This window comes from Solidesulfovibrio sp. C21 (assembly GCF_047785625.1).
GTDB lineage: Bacteria > Desulfobacterota > Desulfovibrionia > Desulfovibrionales > Desulfovibrionaceae > Solidesulfovibrio.
This window is the reverse complement of sequence record NZ_JBLODY010000037.1, coordinates 1-15,402: the sequence shown is the minus strand read 5'-3', so window position 1 is coordinate 15,402 and position 15,402 is coordinate 1. Positions and strand designations below refer to the sequence as shown.

The 15,402-nt window shown below is 64.2% G+C and carries 12 protein-coding genes; 8 read left to right on the top strand and 4 right to left on the bottom strand.

What is annotated here, in order from left to right; genetic code table 11:
- Both ACMZ6R_RS12160 and ACMZ6R_RS12155 read right to left on the bottom strand, forming a co-directional pair.
- Positions 1-1,728 (bottom strand): FAD-dependent oxidoreductase, encoded by a 1,728-nt coding sequence (locus ACMZ6R_RS12160; RefSeq protein WP_416111767.1) that lies wholly within the window; start codon positions 1,726-1,728, stop codon positions 1-3.
- A gap of 15 nt (positions 1,729-1,743) precedes the next feature.
- Complete coding sequence (locus ACMZ6R_RS12155) at positions 1,744-2,691, bottom strand: sugar-binding transcriptional regulator (RefSeq protein WP_416111765.1); 948 nt, start codon at positions 2,689-2,691, stop codon at positions 1,744-1,746.
- Positions 2,692-3,166: 475 nt separating this feature from the next.
- Here ACMZ6R_RS12155 and ACMZ6R_RS12150 point away from each other — a divergent pair, with 475 nt between their 5' ends.
- From ACMZ6R_RS12150 to ACMZ6R_RS12120, 7 genes are all read left to right on the top strand, one after another.
- A complete protein-coding gene (locus ACMZ6R_RS12150) occupies positions 3,167-3,883 on the top strand; it encodes a CerR family C-terminal domain-containing protein (RefSeq protein ID WP_416111763.1) in 717 nt (238 codons plus the stop codon).
- Positions 3,859-5,058, top strand: a complete 1,200-nt coding sequence (locus ACMZ6R_RS12145) for an MFS transporter (RefSeq protein ID WP_416111761.1) — start codon at positions 3,859-3,861, stop codon at positions 5,056-5,058. The genes ACMZ6R_RS12150 and ACMZ6R_RS12145 overlap by 25 nt, the downstream gene beginning before the upstream one ends.
- Positions 5,059-5,816: 758 nt before the next feature.
- A complete protein-coding gene (locus ACMZ6R_RS12140) occupies positions 5,817-7,478 on the top strand; it encodes a nickel-dependent hydrogenase large subunit (protein WP_416111759.1) in 1,662 nt (553 codons plus the stop codon).
- A 23-nt stretch (positions 7,479-7,501) separates the two neighbouring features.
- Positions 7,502-8,515, top strand: coding sequence for a [FeFe] hydrogenase H-cluster radical SAM maturase HydE (gene hydE, locus ACMZ6R_RS12135; RefSeq protein ID WP_416111757.1), 1,014 nt, complete (start codon positions 7,502-7,504; stop codon positions 8,513-8,515).
- Complete coding sequence (locus ACMZ6R_RS12130; protein WP_416111755.1) at positions 8,508-9,254, top strand: AAA family ATPase; 747 nt, start codon at positions 8,508-8,510, stop codon at positions 9,252-9,254. Before hydE ends, ACMZ6R_RS12130 begins: the two co-directional genes overlap by 8 nt.
- A gap of 138 nt (positions 9,255-9,392) precedes the next feature.
- Positions 9,393-10,691, top strand: a complete 1,299-nt coding sequence (locus ACMZ6R_RS12125) for a nitrogenase component 1 (protein WP_416111753.1) — start codon at positions 9,393-9,395, stop codon at positions 10,689-10,691.
- Between the two features lie 25 nt (positions 10,692-10,716).
- Entirely contained in the window at positions 10,717-11,922 is a 1,206-nt protein-coding gene (locus tag ACMZ6R_RS12120; RefSeq protein ID WP_416111751.1) for a nitrogenase component 1, read from the top strand.
- A gap of 12 nt (positions 11,923-11,934) precedes the next feature.
- Here ACMZ6R_RS12120 and ACMZ6R_RS12115 read toward each other — a convergent pair whose 3' ends face one another.
- Together ACMZ6R_RS12115 and ACMZ6R_RS12110 are read right to left on the bottom strand one after the other, a co-directional pair.
- Positions 11,935-13,485, bottom strand: coding sequence for an ABC1 kinase family protein (locus tag ACMZ6R_RS12115; protein ID WP_416111749.1), 1,551 nt, complete (start codon positions 13,483-13,485; stop codon positions 11,935-11,937).
- Positions 13,485-13,763, bottom strand: coding sequence for a phasin family protein (locus ACMZ6R_RS12110; protein WP_416111747.1), 279 nt, complete (start codon positions 13,761-13,763; stop codon positions 13,485-13,487). Before ACMZ6R_RS12110 ends, ACMZ6R_RS12115 begins: the two co-directional genes overlap by 1 nt.
- A 175-nt stretch (positions 13,764-13,938) precedes the next feature.
- Here ACMZ6R_RS12110 and ACMZ6R_RS12105 point away from each other — a divergent pair, with 175 nt between their 5' ends.
- Positions 13,939-15,336 (top strand): M14 family metallopeptidase, encoded by a 1,398-nt coding sequence (locus ACMZ6R_RS12105; RefSeq protein WP_416111745.1) that lies wholly within the window; start codon positions 13,939-13,941, stop codon positions 15,334-15,336.
- Positions 15,337-15,402: the final 66 nt, after the last annotated feature.

Here is a 15,402-nt window from a genome sequence, read left to right as displayed (position 1 = left end):
TTACAGCGCTTCGACCGTTGGCCCGTCCCCTTCCGGGCGGGAACAGGGCTGTTTGCCCAGGCCTTCCTCCGCCAATGTGTCCGCCGGTCCGGCATGCGACGCTTCCTGCCCGGAAAACCAGGTCGCAAGCAGCCGGCGGGCGCTCTCCACTTCACGAATGCGACGGTCCTCGTCCCAGCCGAGTTCCCGTCCCATGATCGTCGCCACGACCGGGGCCGCTTCCTCGGCATGGCGCATGTCCACAAGTCCAAGCGGCAGACGCCGCAGCAGCACGTCGCCAAGGCGCACCGCCATTTCCCGGCGCACGGCAAAGGCCACTTCCGCGCCGATATAGGGATGATCCGGATGAATGGGCGTTAACAGGTCGAGTTCCCGGCCAAGGGCCAGCACCGCGCCGGCCTCGTCGCCGTAGAGGGAATAAAGCGAGCGGGCCAGTTCCGGGGCGATGTTTTCCCGGGTGGCCAGATCCCGCCAGGCACCGGGATAGAACGCCCGGGAACCGATCAGGCGCAGCTCGCGGGTGACGCAGGGGCGATCCCCGCAAAGGCCGAAGGCGGCGCAGGCCGCGTCCACGGCGTCCTCGGCCATGGCGCGGTAGCTCGTCCACTTGCCGCCGGCCATGGTCAAAAGCCCGGACGGGCTCTTGGTCAGGACGTGGGTGCGGGCCAGTTCCTGGGTGCTCCCCTTCTTGGGGTCGAAGACCAGCGGCCGCAGGCCGTTCCACACGGCCAGGACGTCCCGGCCGGTCACGGGCTTGCGCAGATAGGCGCTGGCATAGCGCAACAGGTAGTCCACGTCCTTGCAATCCGGGGCCGGATCGACGGCGATGTCCGCCGGCTCGTCGGTGGTGCCGAAAAGGACGTGCCCCTGCCAGGGGATCATGAAGAGCACGCGGCCGTCCTCGGTGCTTGGAATCATGAGCGACAGGTCGTCGGGGACGGTGCCGGCCTCAAGCAGGATATGGATGCCGGAGCTGACCTTGAGCATGCCCGGCGCTTCGGGGTCGTCCATGCGCCGGATGGCGTCGGCAAAGGGCCCGGTGGCGTTGACCACGCCCTTGGCGGCCACGGTCCAGGTCCGGCCGCTTTGCCTGTCGCGCAGGTGCGCGCCCCGGACGCGTCCGTTTTCCTTGACGAGCCCGGTCACTTCCACGTGGTTGGCGCACACGGCGCCGTAGGCCGCGGCGGTCCGGGCCAGGGTCACGGCCATGCGCGCGTCGTTGAACTGGCCGTCGGCATAGATGACCGCGGCCTTGTAGTCGTCGAGGTTGAGCTGGGGAAAGAGCTTTTTCGCCTTGGCCCGGGTGACGATGCGGCTGTGTCCCAGGGAGAGGTGGCCGGCCAGGAGATCGTAGAGCACCAGCCCGGCGAAGATGTAGGCGGCCTGGAACCAGGTTTTGACCGGGGTCATGAGGCGGATGGAATGGGCCAGATGGGGAGCGTTTTGCAGCAGCCAGCCGCGCTCGCGCAGCCCCTCGCGCACGAGGTTGAACTGCTCCCTGTCGCCCTTGAGGATGGCCTTTTCCAAATAGCGCACGCCGCCGTGCACCAGCTTGGTGCTTTTGCTGCTGGTGCCCTGGGCGAAGTCGTCGCGTTCCACCAGGGCGACGCGAAGGCCCCGGGTGGCCGCGTCCAGGGCGATGCCGCAGCCGGTGGCCCCGCCGCCGATCACGAGAAGGTCGAAAGTTTCCCCGTCCTGCAGACGGGCGAGCTGTTCCTGTCTGTCCATGGCTCCGCCTTGGCGTTAAGGGTTGAGCAGACTGCGGGCCGTGCTCGCGTCCGTGACAAAGGCATGCACATAGCCGCGGCGCAACACGGCTTGCAGAATGGGCACCTTGGCCATGCCGCCGGAGACGAGAATGATATGGGGGACCTTGCACAGCCCCGCGAAATCCGGGGACATGCTGCACCGGTTGATGCCGTGGTCCAGCACATTGCCGTCGGCGTCGAGAAAGCGGCCGAAAAACTCCCCCACCGCGCCGGCCCGGGCCAGATCGCGGCGCTGGTCCAGGCTTATGGCCCCCAGCGCGATGTTGGTGGCCTGGGCGGTCATGTCGCCAACGGCGGTGAGGATCATGTCCACGTCCAGGGCCTCCTTGTAGAAGGTCTGGAAAAAGGGCTGGGCGGCGATGGTCTGGCGCACGTCCGGGGTGGAAACGAACATGGGCGCGGGCAGGTGGTTGCAGACCTCGGCCGAAAGCTTCCTGGCGAACATGGCCGTGGAATCGAAGGGATTGACCGGGCTTCTGGGCACGCCGCCGTAGAGGGAGGTGACGGAAAGGCCGCGCACGGAGCGGATGACCAGACCGTTTATGGCCGCGCGCATGGTGTTGCCCCAGCCGACGCCGAGGCGCTGGCCGTCCGTCAGTTCGCGGGAGGCGTATTCGCCGGCCGGGCGGCCGATGGTTTCGTAGTAATGCTGTCCGGCGCGCTCGGGGGTCGGCACGACGATGGCCCGGGTCAGGCCGAATTCGCGGACGAGTTCGGCTTCCAGGGCGACGCAGTCGCGAAAGGCGGTGTTGATGACGACCCGGATGAGCCCGGCCTCGCGTCCGGCCTGGAGCAGGCGGTTGACCTTGAGGCGGGTGAGCCCGAGGCGTTCGCCGATGTCCCCCTGGGTAAGCTCCTCGTGGAAATAGAGCCAGGCGACGCGTGAGATGAGTTGGTTTTCCTCTTCGTCGAACCCGGTCATGGGGGCCTCCGGCCTGTTGGCGTTGGGGACGCTTGGCGCTGTGATCTTTGTGTCGGCTTGAATACAATTGTAAAACAGATGTGTCAACAGTCCGGCGCAAATTCGTGACCAACCTTCCCGCGCCACCCGGGGCGCAAAGGGCCATTTTCACAAAAACGCCCATCCATTCAGCACGAATAGAGAATAATTTCAGGTAGTTTCAAATCATCCCACGACAAAGGTTCCACCAGGGACAGGTCTGCATAATTAAATCATTTGTTTTCTACAGAAACAATTGGTTTCGGTCGCTGTCCCACTGCCCCCCCCGCCGATTCCCCGGGCAAAACTCCAGCTCCGACAAAACCCCACCCCCGGCCAAAGCCATGGGCCGGCTTTGCCGCCGTCATCAAAATAATCAATCGATCGATTGACAACTTTACCGGGGAAGCGCACTGTCGCCGCACCTCGTAACGGCCGCAGGACCAAGGAACACCCCATGCCCCAACCTCCCGCAAAGACAGATAAACGCCTGACCAAAGGCCGGCTGACCAGGGAGAGGCTCCTGGCCGAGGCGCTGCGGCTTTTCGCGGAAAGCGGCTATGCCGGGGTGGGCATCCGGGAAGTGGCGGCGGCGGCGGAAACCAACATCGCCTCCATCGCCTTTCACTTTTCCAGCAAGGAAGGGCTCTACCGGGCGGTCATCGAGCAGGTGGCCGGCGAACTGGCCCGCCTGCACCAGGCCGCCATCAGCACGGCCACAAGGCAAAGCGCGGCCGCCGGCGAGGATGCCGGGAAACGGGCCCAGCGCATCGTCACCGACCTCATCACCCGGCTTTTGACGTCCAACCGCTCACGCTGGATGACGCTTTTGCTGCAGCGCGAATTCATTACCCCGACGCCCTTTTTCAACGTCATCTACGAAAGCACCATCGAGCCGACGCTCACGGCCCTTGCGGCGCTGGTGCACGAAATGAACGGGCAGCCACAATCGTCCATGGGAAACAAGGTGCTGGCCTTTTCGCTTTTCATCATGACCAGCGCCTTTCAGCGCAACCGGAACACCTTTTTGCGCTTCATCGAAAAGGAGGCCTATTCGCCGGAGGATATCGAGACCATCAGTCGTGTCGTGGCCCTGTTCGTGAAAAACGGCCTGCTCCAACCCCAAGAAACAAACGAAGCCTTGTCGCCATGTCCCAGCAAACAAAACTTCTGACCATCGATTTCATCTGCATCTGTCTGCTCATCTTCCTGGCCTACTGCAACATCACGGTCTTTTACAATCTTTACCTCTATCTCCAGGAAATACACATTCCGGCCAACTGGCGCGGCTTTCTCATCGGCTGCTCCTCGCTGTCCACCATCGCTTTTTTCCTGTTCGCCAGCCCCTATCTGACCGTCAGAAACGCCATCCCCTGCGCCCTGGCCGGCGCGCTTATCCTCATCGGCTGCGGCATAAGCTACCTGTACGCCCAAAGCGTCGCCAGCCTGCTGGTGGTGCGTCTGGCCAACGGGGCGGCGGTGTACCTGCTTTCCGCCGCCTGCATGACGCTCATGGTCTCGCGCATCGCGCCCGAACACAGCGGGCAGGCCTTCAGCCTCTATTCCATCGCCCTGCTCCTGCCCTATTCCCTTGTCCCGTCCGTTTGCGACGTCATCACCCCCCACCTGCCGTCGGTGGCCTACACCTACCGCGACATGTCCCTGCTGCTCGTGCCCGGGCTGGTCATGATCGCCGTCATCAGCCGGCGGCAGCGCCGGGCAGCGCACGACGACGCGCCCCAGTCGGCCATGTCGCTCGGCGAGATGTACCGCAACGCGCTTACCCCCCGCATCGGGTTGGTGCTTTTGCTCAACGGCATCTACATCATCACCTTCGCCTCGCTTTTCTTCATGGCCCAGGGGCTGTTCCGCTCCCGGGGATTCGACTCCGTGGGCTCGTATTTCACCATCCAGATGTTTTGCATGATCATCATCCGCCTGCTCGGCAACCGGCTTTTCGACAAAGTGCACAAGGTCCGGCTCATCATCTTCAGTTTCCTCCTCTCGTCGGCCAGTTTCACCTTGATGGCCGTGTCCTATAGCCTGGTCGGGCTGTACGCCTCGTCGCTGCTCATGGGCATCGGCATGGGGGTCAGCTCGCCGGCGCTTTACGGGCTCATGTTCACCATCTCGTCGCCGCGCTTCAAGGCGGTCAATTCCAACCTGATGATGCTGTCCCTGCAGATCGGCAACTTCGTGGGTCCGGTCTACGGAGCCTGGGTCATGCAGCGCGTCGGCTACACGGATTTGTTTTTGTGCAACGCCGGGTGCTGTCTTGTCGGCATCGGGCTGTGTTTTCTGCTGACCAGCCGCAAGGTGGATGCCAGCCACCGCATCGCCAAAGCCTAGGGGCATCGGTTCGGTAAGGACCGACCGTGGCTTCTCGTCGGGTTAATCCTTTGGTTGGCCGGCGGGACGGGTGGCGTCCGCGCGCGGCGCATATTTGAAGAATACGCCTTCGCGGACGCCACCCGTCCCCCCGGCCCAGGCCAAGCTGCCCATATTTGAAGGCTCATTGACCTACCGCTTGGATTCTCCCAGACAGCATCACCTTCCAATTTTCCCCCTTATCCCCTTGCTCCGCTTCTCCAACGGCCAAGCAGTCCCCCCACCCCCTTTGAAAGTTTTTGAAGGGGTCCAGGGGAAACTTTTTTCAAAAAGTTTCCCCTGGCCGCCGGAGGCATCCCTCCCCCCTTTTCCTTTTGACAGGGACCTGGGAGAGGTCTAAAAAACAAGTGGTTACGTCTGTAACGAAAAGAAAAACCAATAACGCGTATCGCGCTTCCTTGCGTAAAGCTGGTGATGCCCATTCCCGCACCCTCGCCACGCAGCCTGCACGGATTTCGCGACGATTGCCCTACCGCCTGATCCGCATCGCCGCCACAGGCCGGTTCGCAACAAGCAATTCCGGCCTTTCTTGCCCGCTGCCACACGGGTAACCCAGAACATCTAGAGAAACGCTTATTTTTCACGCGGCAAGGGTTTGTTTAGAGCGGTGACACATTTTTTATTTTTTTATCCATGCAGTCCAGACAACACGCCCGCCCGGGGCGCAACCGAAAGCCGCGAAGCATGCCTTGCAGCCTGGCGCTTCATGGGACATCCGTATGTCGATATGCTCCGAAAAAAACGCCGACATCGCCCAGTGTGACGGGAATCTTTTCATCATCAGCGTCCTTTGGGCCAAGGGACGGGTGGTGGAGGCCTGGAGCACGGGGAAGATGATCCAGAATATGAATTACCTGCTGGGGGCAACGCTGTCCGGGGAGGAATCCTTCTTTGCCCAGCGCCCCCACTGCCTGTGCAATGCCGGCCATGCCCTGGCCGCCACCCGGGCCCTGGAACAGCTCATCGGCATACGCCTGCCCGAATCCGCCCGCCTGGTTCGCAACATCGCCCACGCCTTGCAGTTTCTCCTCGACCACCTCACCTTTTTCTACCTGTTCTATGCCAGCGACTGGCTGAGCCTGGCCGCTGCCTTGCGGGCAACACCCGAAAAAACCGCCGCATTCGCCCGCGAAAGCAACCCTTGTCTCAGGGCCGAGGCCCGGTTTTTCGACGAGGCGCAAAAGCGTCTCGCCGCCCTGGCCTCGGCGGAGAAAGGCGCGCCTTTTTCCGTAGCGGGCGGCGACCACCCGGCCTATGCCGCCTCCCCCGAGGCCTGCCTGTTCGTTTTGAGCCATGTCCAGCCCGCCATGGAAATCCGGACGAAATTGGGCCGGGCCCAGGCGATCTTGCAAGGCACCCTGGCGGCCAACGCCACCTGGCATGTCGGGGGACTCCCCCAAAGCGCCAGCCTGACCGGCGGCGGCAATCCCGACCTGTCCCCGGCGGCGCGGGCCGAGTGCGCGACGCTTTTGGGCGAGTGCCGGCAATTTATCGAGGGCACTCTCCTGCCCGACGTGCTGCTCGTCGGCGGCATCTATAAGGACTGGGCCGCCGTGGGCCGCTCCGACGCCTTTCTGTCCTGGGGGGAGTTCCCCGGCCCGGAGGGGGGCGACGCCCTTTTCCCGGGCGGCGTCTTCACGGTTAAAGACGCCGTCCAGGCCGCGCCGGCCAGCCCGGAGGCGGTCACCGACGAGACGGACCCGGGCTGGGCCGAAGGGGACAAGGACCGCTACCGGCTGCGCTTCGGCCCGGGGGAAACGGCCTACCACTGGCGAAACGAGGATTTTTGCTGGTTCAGCGCGCCCCGCCATGCCGGACGGGCCTGCGAGGTCGGGCCCGTGGCCCGCATCGTCGGGGCGTACGCCCATGGCAACGCCCTGGTCCGGGAGCTTGCGGACGCGGCCTTGACAGCGCTCGGTCTGCCGCTTGCGGCGCTTGATTCCACCATCGGCCGCGTGCTGGCCCGGGGGCTCGAGGCCGTGGCCTGCATCCGGTCCGCCGCGACCTGGCTTGGCGACCTCGACCGGTTCCTGGATCGGGGGAACGCGGCCTTGCAGGCCGGCTTTGCGCTGCCGGACACCGGGGAGGGCATCGGCCTGGCGGAACTCACCCGGGGGGCGCTCGTGCACCGCATCCGCCTGCGGGACAGGCGGATCGTGGCCCACGAGGCGCTGGTGCCCTCGCTTTGGAACTTCTCCCCCCGAAGCGGCGATGGGACCCTCGGCCCCCTGGAACTGGCCCTGCGGGGCATCCCGCTGGCCGACCCGGCCAATCCGCTGGAACTCACGCGCGTCATTCACACATTCGACCCCTGCAACGCCTGCGTGCTGCGCATCGAGGACGGCAACACCGGACGCGTGGTAAGCAGCAACGTGAAATAAGCGGGGGACAAAAGGATGCGGCCATGAACAGACGGGACATTCTCGACGCCCTGCGCGACCCGGCGGCCGGGAAAACGCTTTTTGCCGAGGCCGACCGCGTGCGCCGGGAGTATTGCGGCGACGAGGCCCAGCTGCGCGGGGTGGTGCATTTTTCCAACCACTGCTCGTGCGACGACCTCTATTGCGGCCTGCGCAAAAGCAACCACACCATCAAGCGCTTTCGCATGTCCGAGGATACGATCGTGGACACGGGGCTGGCCATTGCAGCCGCAGGGCTTCGCACCGTGGTCCTCCAGTCCGGCGAGGACGCCTATTACACCCGGGAGCGGGTCTGCTCCATCCTGCGCCGGCTTCTCGACCAAGCCGACGTAGCCGTCACCCTGAGCCTCGGCGAGCGTTCGCCGGACGATTTGCGCGCCTTCCGGGACGCCGGGGCCGGCCGCTACCTCATGAAGCACGAGACCATGAACCCGGAGCTTTACGCCCGGATGCGCCCCGGACGCACGCTGGCCGAGCGGCTACGGGCGCTGACGGAAATCCGCGCCCTGGGCTACCAGACCGGCGTCGGCAACATCGTCGGCCTGCCGGGCCAGACCCTGGACGCTCTGGCCGACGACATCCTGTTCTTTCAGGAATTCCAGCCGGACATGGTCAATATCGGGCCGTTCATTCCGGATGGGAGCACGCCGCTCGGGGATGAGCCGGCCGGCGACATCGAACTGATGCTGCGCGTTTTCGCCCTGACCCGCATCGTGACCCGGAACACCCATCTGGCGGCGGCCAACACCGTCGCGACATTGGACCCCGACCAGGGCCAGTACCGGGCGCTTGTCCAGGGCGGGGCCAACGTCATTATGCCCAACTGCAACCCCTTCGTGCAAAGCAGGAAAGACAAGATCGAATACGAATTCCAGATCACCACCAAGAAACGGTACGTCTCCGTCGACGAGGCGAAAAACGTGCTGGCCCGCGCCGGACGCACGATCGGCTCCAGTCGCGGTGAGTCCCTCAAGATGCAAGGAGCGGCGCATGATTAAGATCGCCATCTACGGCAAGGGCGGCATCGGCAAATCCACCGTGACCTCGAGCCTCTCGGCCGCCCTGAGCCTCGAGGGACACAAGGTCATGCAGATCGGCTGCGACCCGAAAACGGACTCCACCATCAATCTGCTGCGCGGCCTGACCCCGCCGCCCATCCTGCAATACTTGCAGGAACACGGCCGGCCGGCCACCCTCGACGAGATCGCCCGTACCGGATTCGGCGGCACCACCTGCCTGGAGGTCGGCGGCCCGACTCCCGGCGTCGGCTGCTTCGGCCGGGGCATGCTCACCGCCTTCGAGCTTCTGGAAGAAATGAACGCCTACGCGACCTACGCCCCGGACGTGGTGCTCTACGACATCCTGGCCGACATCGTCTGCGGCGGCATCGCCGTGCCCATGCGGGAAGGCTTCGCCGACAAGGTGGCCATCGTCACCTCGGGCGAGAAAATGGCCCTGCTCGCCGCCCGCAACATCATCCTGGCCCTGCGCCATTTCGCCGACCGCCACTACGCCGATCTCGGCGGGCTGATCCTCAACTGCCGCGACATGGCCGACGAAAAGGCCCGGGTGGAGGATTTCGCCGCGAAAATGGACACCACCATCCTCGGCGTTATCCCCCGCGACCGGGCCATCCACGCCTTCGAGGAAGAAGGCAAAACCATCGTGGAGGGCGACCCCGGACTGCCGACCTCCCTCGAATTCCGCAACCTCGCCCGGACGATGATGGGATTATAGGGAAAAGAGGGATGCGAGAGGGGAAACCCTTTGAAAAGGGTTCTCCCCTCTCGCGCTCTCCCTTTCCTAAACTTTTCAACCAACCATTCCATATCCACAACTTTGCAACCGACCATTCCACATCCGCAGGAGAACGCCATGCGCGCAACACAAGCCTCGATCGAGATGGCGCGGCTCACGCGACGGGAGGATTTCCCCTTCGCGCCGCTGGAGGGCGTGGGCCCCAACCTGGCCGGCTGGGGCGTCATCGAAACCTCGCTCCTTTTGCCCGAGTCGCTTTCCATCATGGCCGGCCCCTCGGCCTGCCTGCGCCACTCGGCCTTCATGGCCCATGCCCGGGGATTCGGCGACCGCTTCTATATGCTGTGCCTTGAGGAAGTGGACATGACCATGGGCAGGCATCTGGACAAGATCGAGAAGGCCGTGCGGGATATCGCGGCCACCCGGCCGGAAAAGGCCATCTTCCTCATCATCGGCTGCCCGGACTACATCCTGGGCACAGATTTCACCGGCGTGCTCGAACGGCTGACAGCCGCCACCGGCCGCCGCGTCATCCTCGGAGCCATGGCCCCCATCACCATCGGGCTCAAGGAATCGCCCTTCACCTCGGCCTACACCTCGTTTTACGAGTTTTTGAAGGATGCGCCGCGCACCCCCGATCCCGACGCCGTGAACCTGCTCGGCACCTTCATGCCGCTTTCCCCGGACGGCGAATTCTACGCGGTGCTGCGGGCGGCCGGCGTGTCGCGCCTCACCCAGATTCCCCTTTGCGCCGACCTTGAGGAATTTTCCCGCATGGCCTCGGCCGGGCATTCCCTGGTGCTCCATCCGCTGGCCAACGGCATGGCCGGGCGCATGGAAAAGGAGCTGGGCATCCCGTCTCTTTTCGTGCCCACGGCCTACGGCTTCGGGACCATCGCCGCCCAGTACGCCAAAATAGGCGAGGCCCTCAGCCGCGACCTGGACACGACGGCCGCCGAGAAGGCCGCCAAGGAAGCCGCCGGACCGCTGCTCGACGCCCTTCGCGGCAAGACCATCGCCATTGGATGCGCGATCAACGGCAGCCCCTACGAACTGGCCCTGGCCTTCGTGGACGCGGGGCTCACGGTGGATACCATCTTCGGGCGCGGCACCTTCAAACCCTACGAATGGAAGCTGATCGAACGCCTGCGCGAGGTCGCGCCGCACATCCGGGTCTTCAACGTCTCCCACCCGAACCTGTGCGGCGAGACGGCCGCCTTCGACCATGTGGACGTGGCCTACGGCGTGGACGCCGGCATATTTTGCGCCAAGGCCGTCAACGTGCCCCTGTCGCGCTACCAGGAGCAGCACTACGGCTACGAAAACGCCGTGTGGATGCTTGAGGAGACCCGGCAGGCGATGGCCCATCCGGTCAGCAACCACGACTGGATCTACCGGCGTCAGTTCCTCATTTAAGCCCGACAGCGCAAGGATGGAGCACATGAAAATCTTCCACAAGCTTCTGCCCCTGGCCACAGGCTATTTCGGCGTCAGTTCGGCCCTGTACGATTTCGACGGGCTGGTGGTGGTCTACGGCCCGGCCGGCGGGGCCTGGCATATCAATATCGAGGACGAGCCCCGCTGGTACCGGGGACCGGCCACCGTGGTCGGGGCCGGACTGCTGGAAATGGACGTCATCCTCGGCAACGAGGACAAGTTCATCGGCAACATCGCCAAGGTCGCGACCGAGCTCGACCGCCGGTTCATCGCCCTGGCCGGCACGCCCATCTCGGAGATCATCGGCACGGACCTCAAGGGTTTCGCCCGCACGCTGGAAGCCCGCACCGGGCTGCCGGTGTTCATGGTGCCGACCGCCGGCTCGGAACCCTACCCCGAGGGCGCGGCCAAGGCGTTTCTGGCCCTGGCCGACAAATTCATGCTCCCACCGACAACGAAGCGGGAAAAAAGCCTGAACGTGCTCGGGGCCATCCACCTGTCCACGGGCAAGCCGGAACATATCCAGCCGCTTTTGACGGCTCTTGAACAAGGCGGCCATGCCCTGGTCAGCGTCTTTTCCGTGGCCCGCCCGGGCCAAGAGGACCCGCTCCAGGCCGTACGCGAGGCCCCGGAAGCGGCCGCCAACCTGGTGGTTTCGGCAAGCGGCCTGTCCCTGGCCGCGCGCATGCAGGCCGCCTACGGCACGCCCTATGTGGCCGGCCTGCCCGTCGGCCGGCAGGGGCTGGCCGACGTCCTGGCCCTGCTGGAGGGACGTCCCGCCGCCCCGGCGACGCCCCCGGCGCGCCCCGCGCCATTCAAACACGCCCTGGTCATCGGCGAGCCGGTCGTCAGCTACGGCATCAAGCACTGCCTGCGCCACGATTTCGGCCTGCCCAAGGTGGACGTGGTGTCCGTGACGCCGTCCGAAGCGCTTTTTGCCGACGCGCCCGGCTGCCTAGGCGTTCTCGCCGCACGCGGCCCCCGCGACCTGGACACCGACGCCGAGCAGGCCATTGCCGAGCGCGTAAACGATCCGGCCGTGGACTTCATTGTCGCCGACCCGTGCTACGAGGCCCTGCTCACCCGCAAGGCGCGCTTCGTCCCGGTGCCGCATATCGCCCTAAGCGCCCGCTTCAACTGGGATATGCCCTACGAATATGCGGTGGAAAAAGGCTACGCCTATTTCGAGCAGGCGCTTTTCGGCGTGTAATAGAGGGGTTCGCTAGCGGAGCGCCAGCCAGATGCGCACCGCCCCGGCCGCGAACAGCGCCCAGGCAATGGGCACGGCATGGGGCGGGCGCGTCAGGGCCACGAGAAAGGCGGCGACAAGGAGCAAAATCCCCAGGGCCACGCGACGCAGATAGGGGCGTAGGCATTCGCCGGCGTATTCCAAAGTCTCGGGCGAGAGCTTCACCCGCAGGTTGGATTCGCTTAAGTCCGTGAGCACCGTCTTGGCCCGGCGCAAGGTCAGCGGCAGGCTGGTCAGCTCCGAGCGCAAGGTCGGAAAAAGCCCGGCCTCCGCGCCCATGGCCCGGGCCAGATTGCGGCGCAAAAGCGGCAGGATGTCCTTCACGCCGTTGAAATTCTCGATGTAGGTGGTGCCAAGTCCCTCGATCAGCGTGCTCGCCCGCATGACGTAGACCACGTCCTGGGGCACCTTGAACGGCAGATCCTTCATGGACTCGAGGACGGAAAAAGCCAGGGCCTGCATGGAGGCGGCGGACAGGCTGGCGTTGCCGAAGATGTCGAACATGCGTTCGGAAAATTCCATCATCTCGGTGGGCTCGGCCCCGGCGGCCACGATGCCCAGACGCTTGCAGGCCACGATGAAGCCCTCGTAGTCCCGGTCGTGGGCGGTCTTGGCCACCTCGATCATGGCCACCCGGGTATCGGCGGGGAGCCGCTTGACCATGCCGAAATCGAGCAGGGTGATGCCCCCATCCGGCCGCACCAGGATGTTGCCGGGATGCGGGTCGGCGTGGAAATAGCCCCGCACCAGCATCTGTTCGATATAAAAGGCGATCAGGTCGTCGAGCACCTTGCGGAAGGGGATGCCGGCGGCGGCGAGCCCGGCCTTGTCGTCGATGCGAAACCCGCTCTCGAAGCTCATGACCAGGGCGTCGGCGTTGGAAAGCTCCGGCACCGGCACCGGAAAACGCACCGCGCCGTCGCCGTAGGCGTCGGCGAACTTGCGCAGGTTGGCAAGCTCCACGGACAAATCGGCTTCCTTGACGATCATGGCGGAAAATTCCGCCAGCACGGCTTCCACGGAATTTTTCGTGGCCCGGGAGAAAAACGGTGTGAAAACGGCCAGCATGCTCCGCACCAGCCGCAAATCCGCCCGCACCAGCCGCTGCACCCCCAGCCGGCGCAGCTTGACCGCGACCTTGCTCCCGTCGGCAAGATAGGCCTCATGCACCTGGCCGATGGACGCGCTGGCCAGCGGCAGCGTCTCAAAGACGGCAAACGGCGGCGCGTCGCCGAAGGCCCGGGCGAAGGCCGTCCGGAAATCGGCTTCGGGCATGGGGGCGACCTCGTCGTGGATGCCCCGCAGTTCGACAAGGTAGTCCTCGGAAAAAAAATCGGCCCGGGTGGCCAGCACCTGGGCCAGCTTGATGAAGCTGACGCCGAGCGTCAAAATGGCGTCCTTGAGCTGGCGCGGCGGCAAAGGGCGCAGGAAAAGAAACCGCTCCTTGCGCCGCACCAGCACGAAGACCGTATGGAGAAACCGGAAGGCCAGCCAGACGCGGCGCGGCGCGAATCCGACCGGCATCAGGACGACTTTTTCTCGATAAGCGCCTTGAGTTCGGCAATGTCCTCCTTGGTGGCCAGGCCCATGCCTTCCAGGACTTTCTGCAGCTCCTTGTGAATGCGGGCATTTACGGCCTCTTCTTCCTGTTTCGCCCGGGCCCGGGCGTCTTCCAGGAAATTTTTGGCCTCGGTGCGCGACATCTCGCCGCGCTTTTCCATTTCATCCACGAATTCCTCGAACTTGTCCTTGGCCAAAAAGGCCGCGCCAAGTCCCATGTACAGCAGATCGACCGGTTTCATGCGGCACGCTCCTTGGGGTTGTTCATCTTTACAATATCGTCTTTCGTCCATGCCGCGTCAAGCGGCGATGCTGCGACGGCAGGCGCCGGGATGACTTTCAAGGCCGGATCGGTTAAAGAATACGGCGTCCCGCCTTGCCGTAAGCAAGGCCAAAACAACGCCACGTCGAGGTCCCATGCGTTCCATCCTGATCGCGCTTCTCCTCTCGGCTTTCGCATCGACCGCCTCTGGCGGCAATCTCGACTTCACCCTGCACAAACTCGACTCCGGCCGCCCCGGACCGACCGTGCTGGTGATCGGCGGCATCCAGGGCGACGAGCCCGGCGGCTTCTACACCGCCGCCCTGCTGGTGTCGCACTACAAGATCAAAACCGGCGCGGTATGGGTCGTGCCCAACCTCAACTTCCTGTCCATCATCCACAACTCGCGCGGCATGCACGGCGACATGAACCGCAAGTTCGCCGACCTCGACCCCAAGGACCCGGAATACGCGGCCATCCAGAAAATAAAGGCCATCATCACTGACAAGCGCGTGGACGTCGTGCTCCACCTGCACGACGGCTGGGGCTACTACAGCCCCACCTACGTCTCCGACTGGCAATGCCCGGCGCGCTGGGGCCAATCCGTCATCATCGACCAGGAGAACGTCCCAGGCGCGCGCTTCGGCGACCTCAAAGCACTGGCCCAAAAGGCCGTGGACAACGCCAACCAGCACCTCTACGAGGAACTGCACGCCTACCACGTCAAAAACACCCACACCCACGACTTAAGCGACGAGACCGCCAAGGAGATGTCGAAGACGCTCACCTACTTCGCCATCAACCACGGCAAGCCGGCCTTCGGCATCGAAGGCAGCAAGAACATCACTCCCTTCATGTCCGCCTACTATCATCTGGCCGTGGTCGAGAGCTTCCTCAAGTCCTTCGGCATCGAATTCGAGCGCAGCTTTCCCCTGGACACCAAACAGGTGGCCGAAGCCCTGCAAAGCAACGTGGACGTCTCGTTTTTCGACAACAAGGTCTATCTGGACCTGCGAAACGCCCGCGCCCGCCTGCGCTACATCCCGCTCAAAAAAGGCAGCGCCGTGGAATACCGCCCCGGCAGCCCCATTATGGCCCTGGTCTCGGCCGACAAAAGCCTCAAGGTCTACTTCGGCAACAAGAACGTGACCGAACTCGACCCCCAATACTTCGACTACGACACCAGCCTCGACGCCGTGCCCATGACCATCGACGGCACGCGGCGCGTCGTGCCCTTCGGCAGCGTGATCAACGTGGCCGGTTCCTTTGTCGTCGAACCAAACCACGATTACCGCGTCAACGTCATCGGCTACGCCAAGCCCGGCCACGACAACGAAGCCGGTATCACCCTCGCCCGCGCCGATCTCAAATCTGGCTACTCCGTGGACAAGGAAGGCTCCATCTTCCGCGTGGAAATCTACAAGGGCGACAAGTTCTGCGGCATGGTCCTGGCCGCCTTCCAACAGCCCGAATCCCCCCGCATGACCAAGGCCCCAAACGATACGCTGCTGACGCGCCTCAAGAAAAGCGGCGCTCTCGAACTGGGCCGGTAAGGAAGAAGGGGGATCGAAGGCACCGGGGGAGGGGACCCTTTTTTGAAAAAAAGGGTCCCCTCCCCC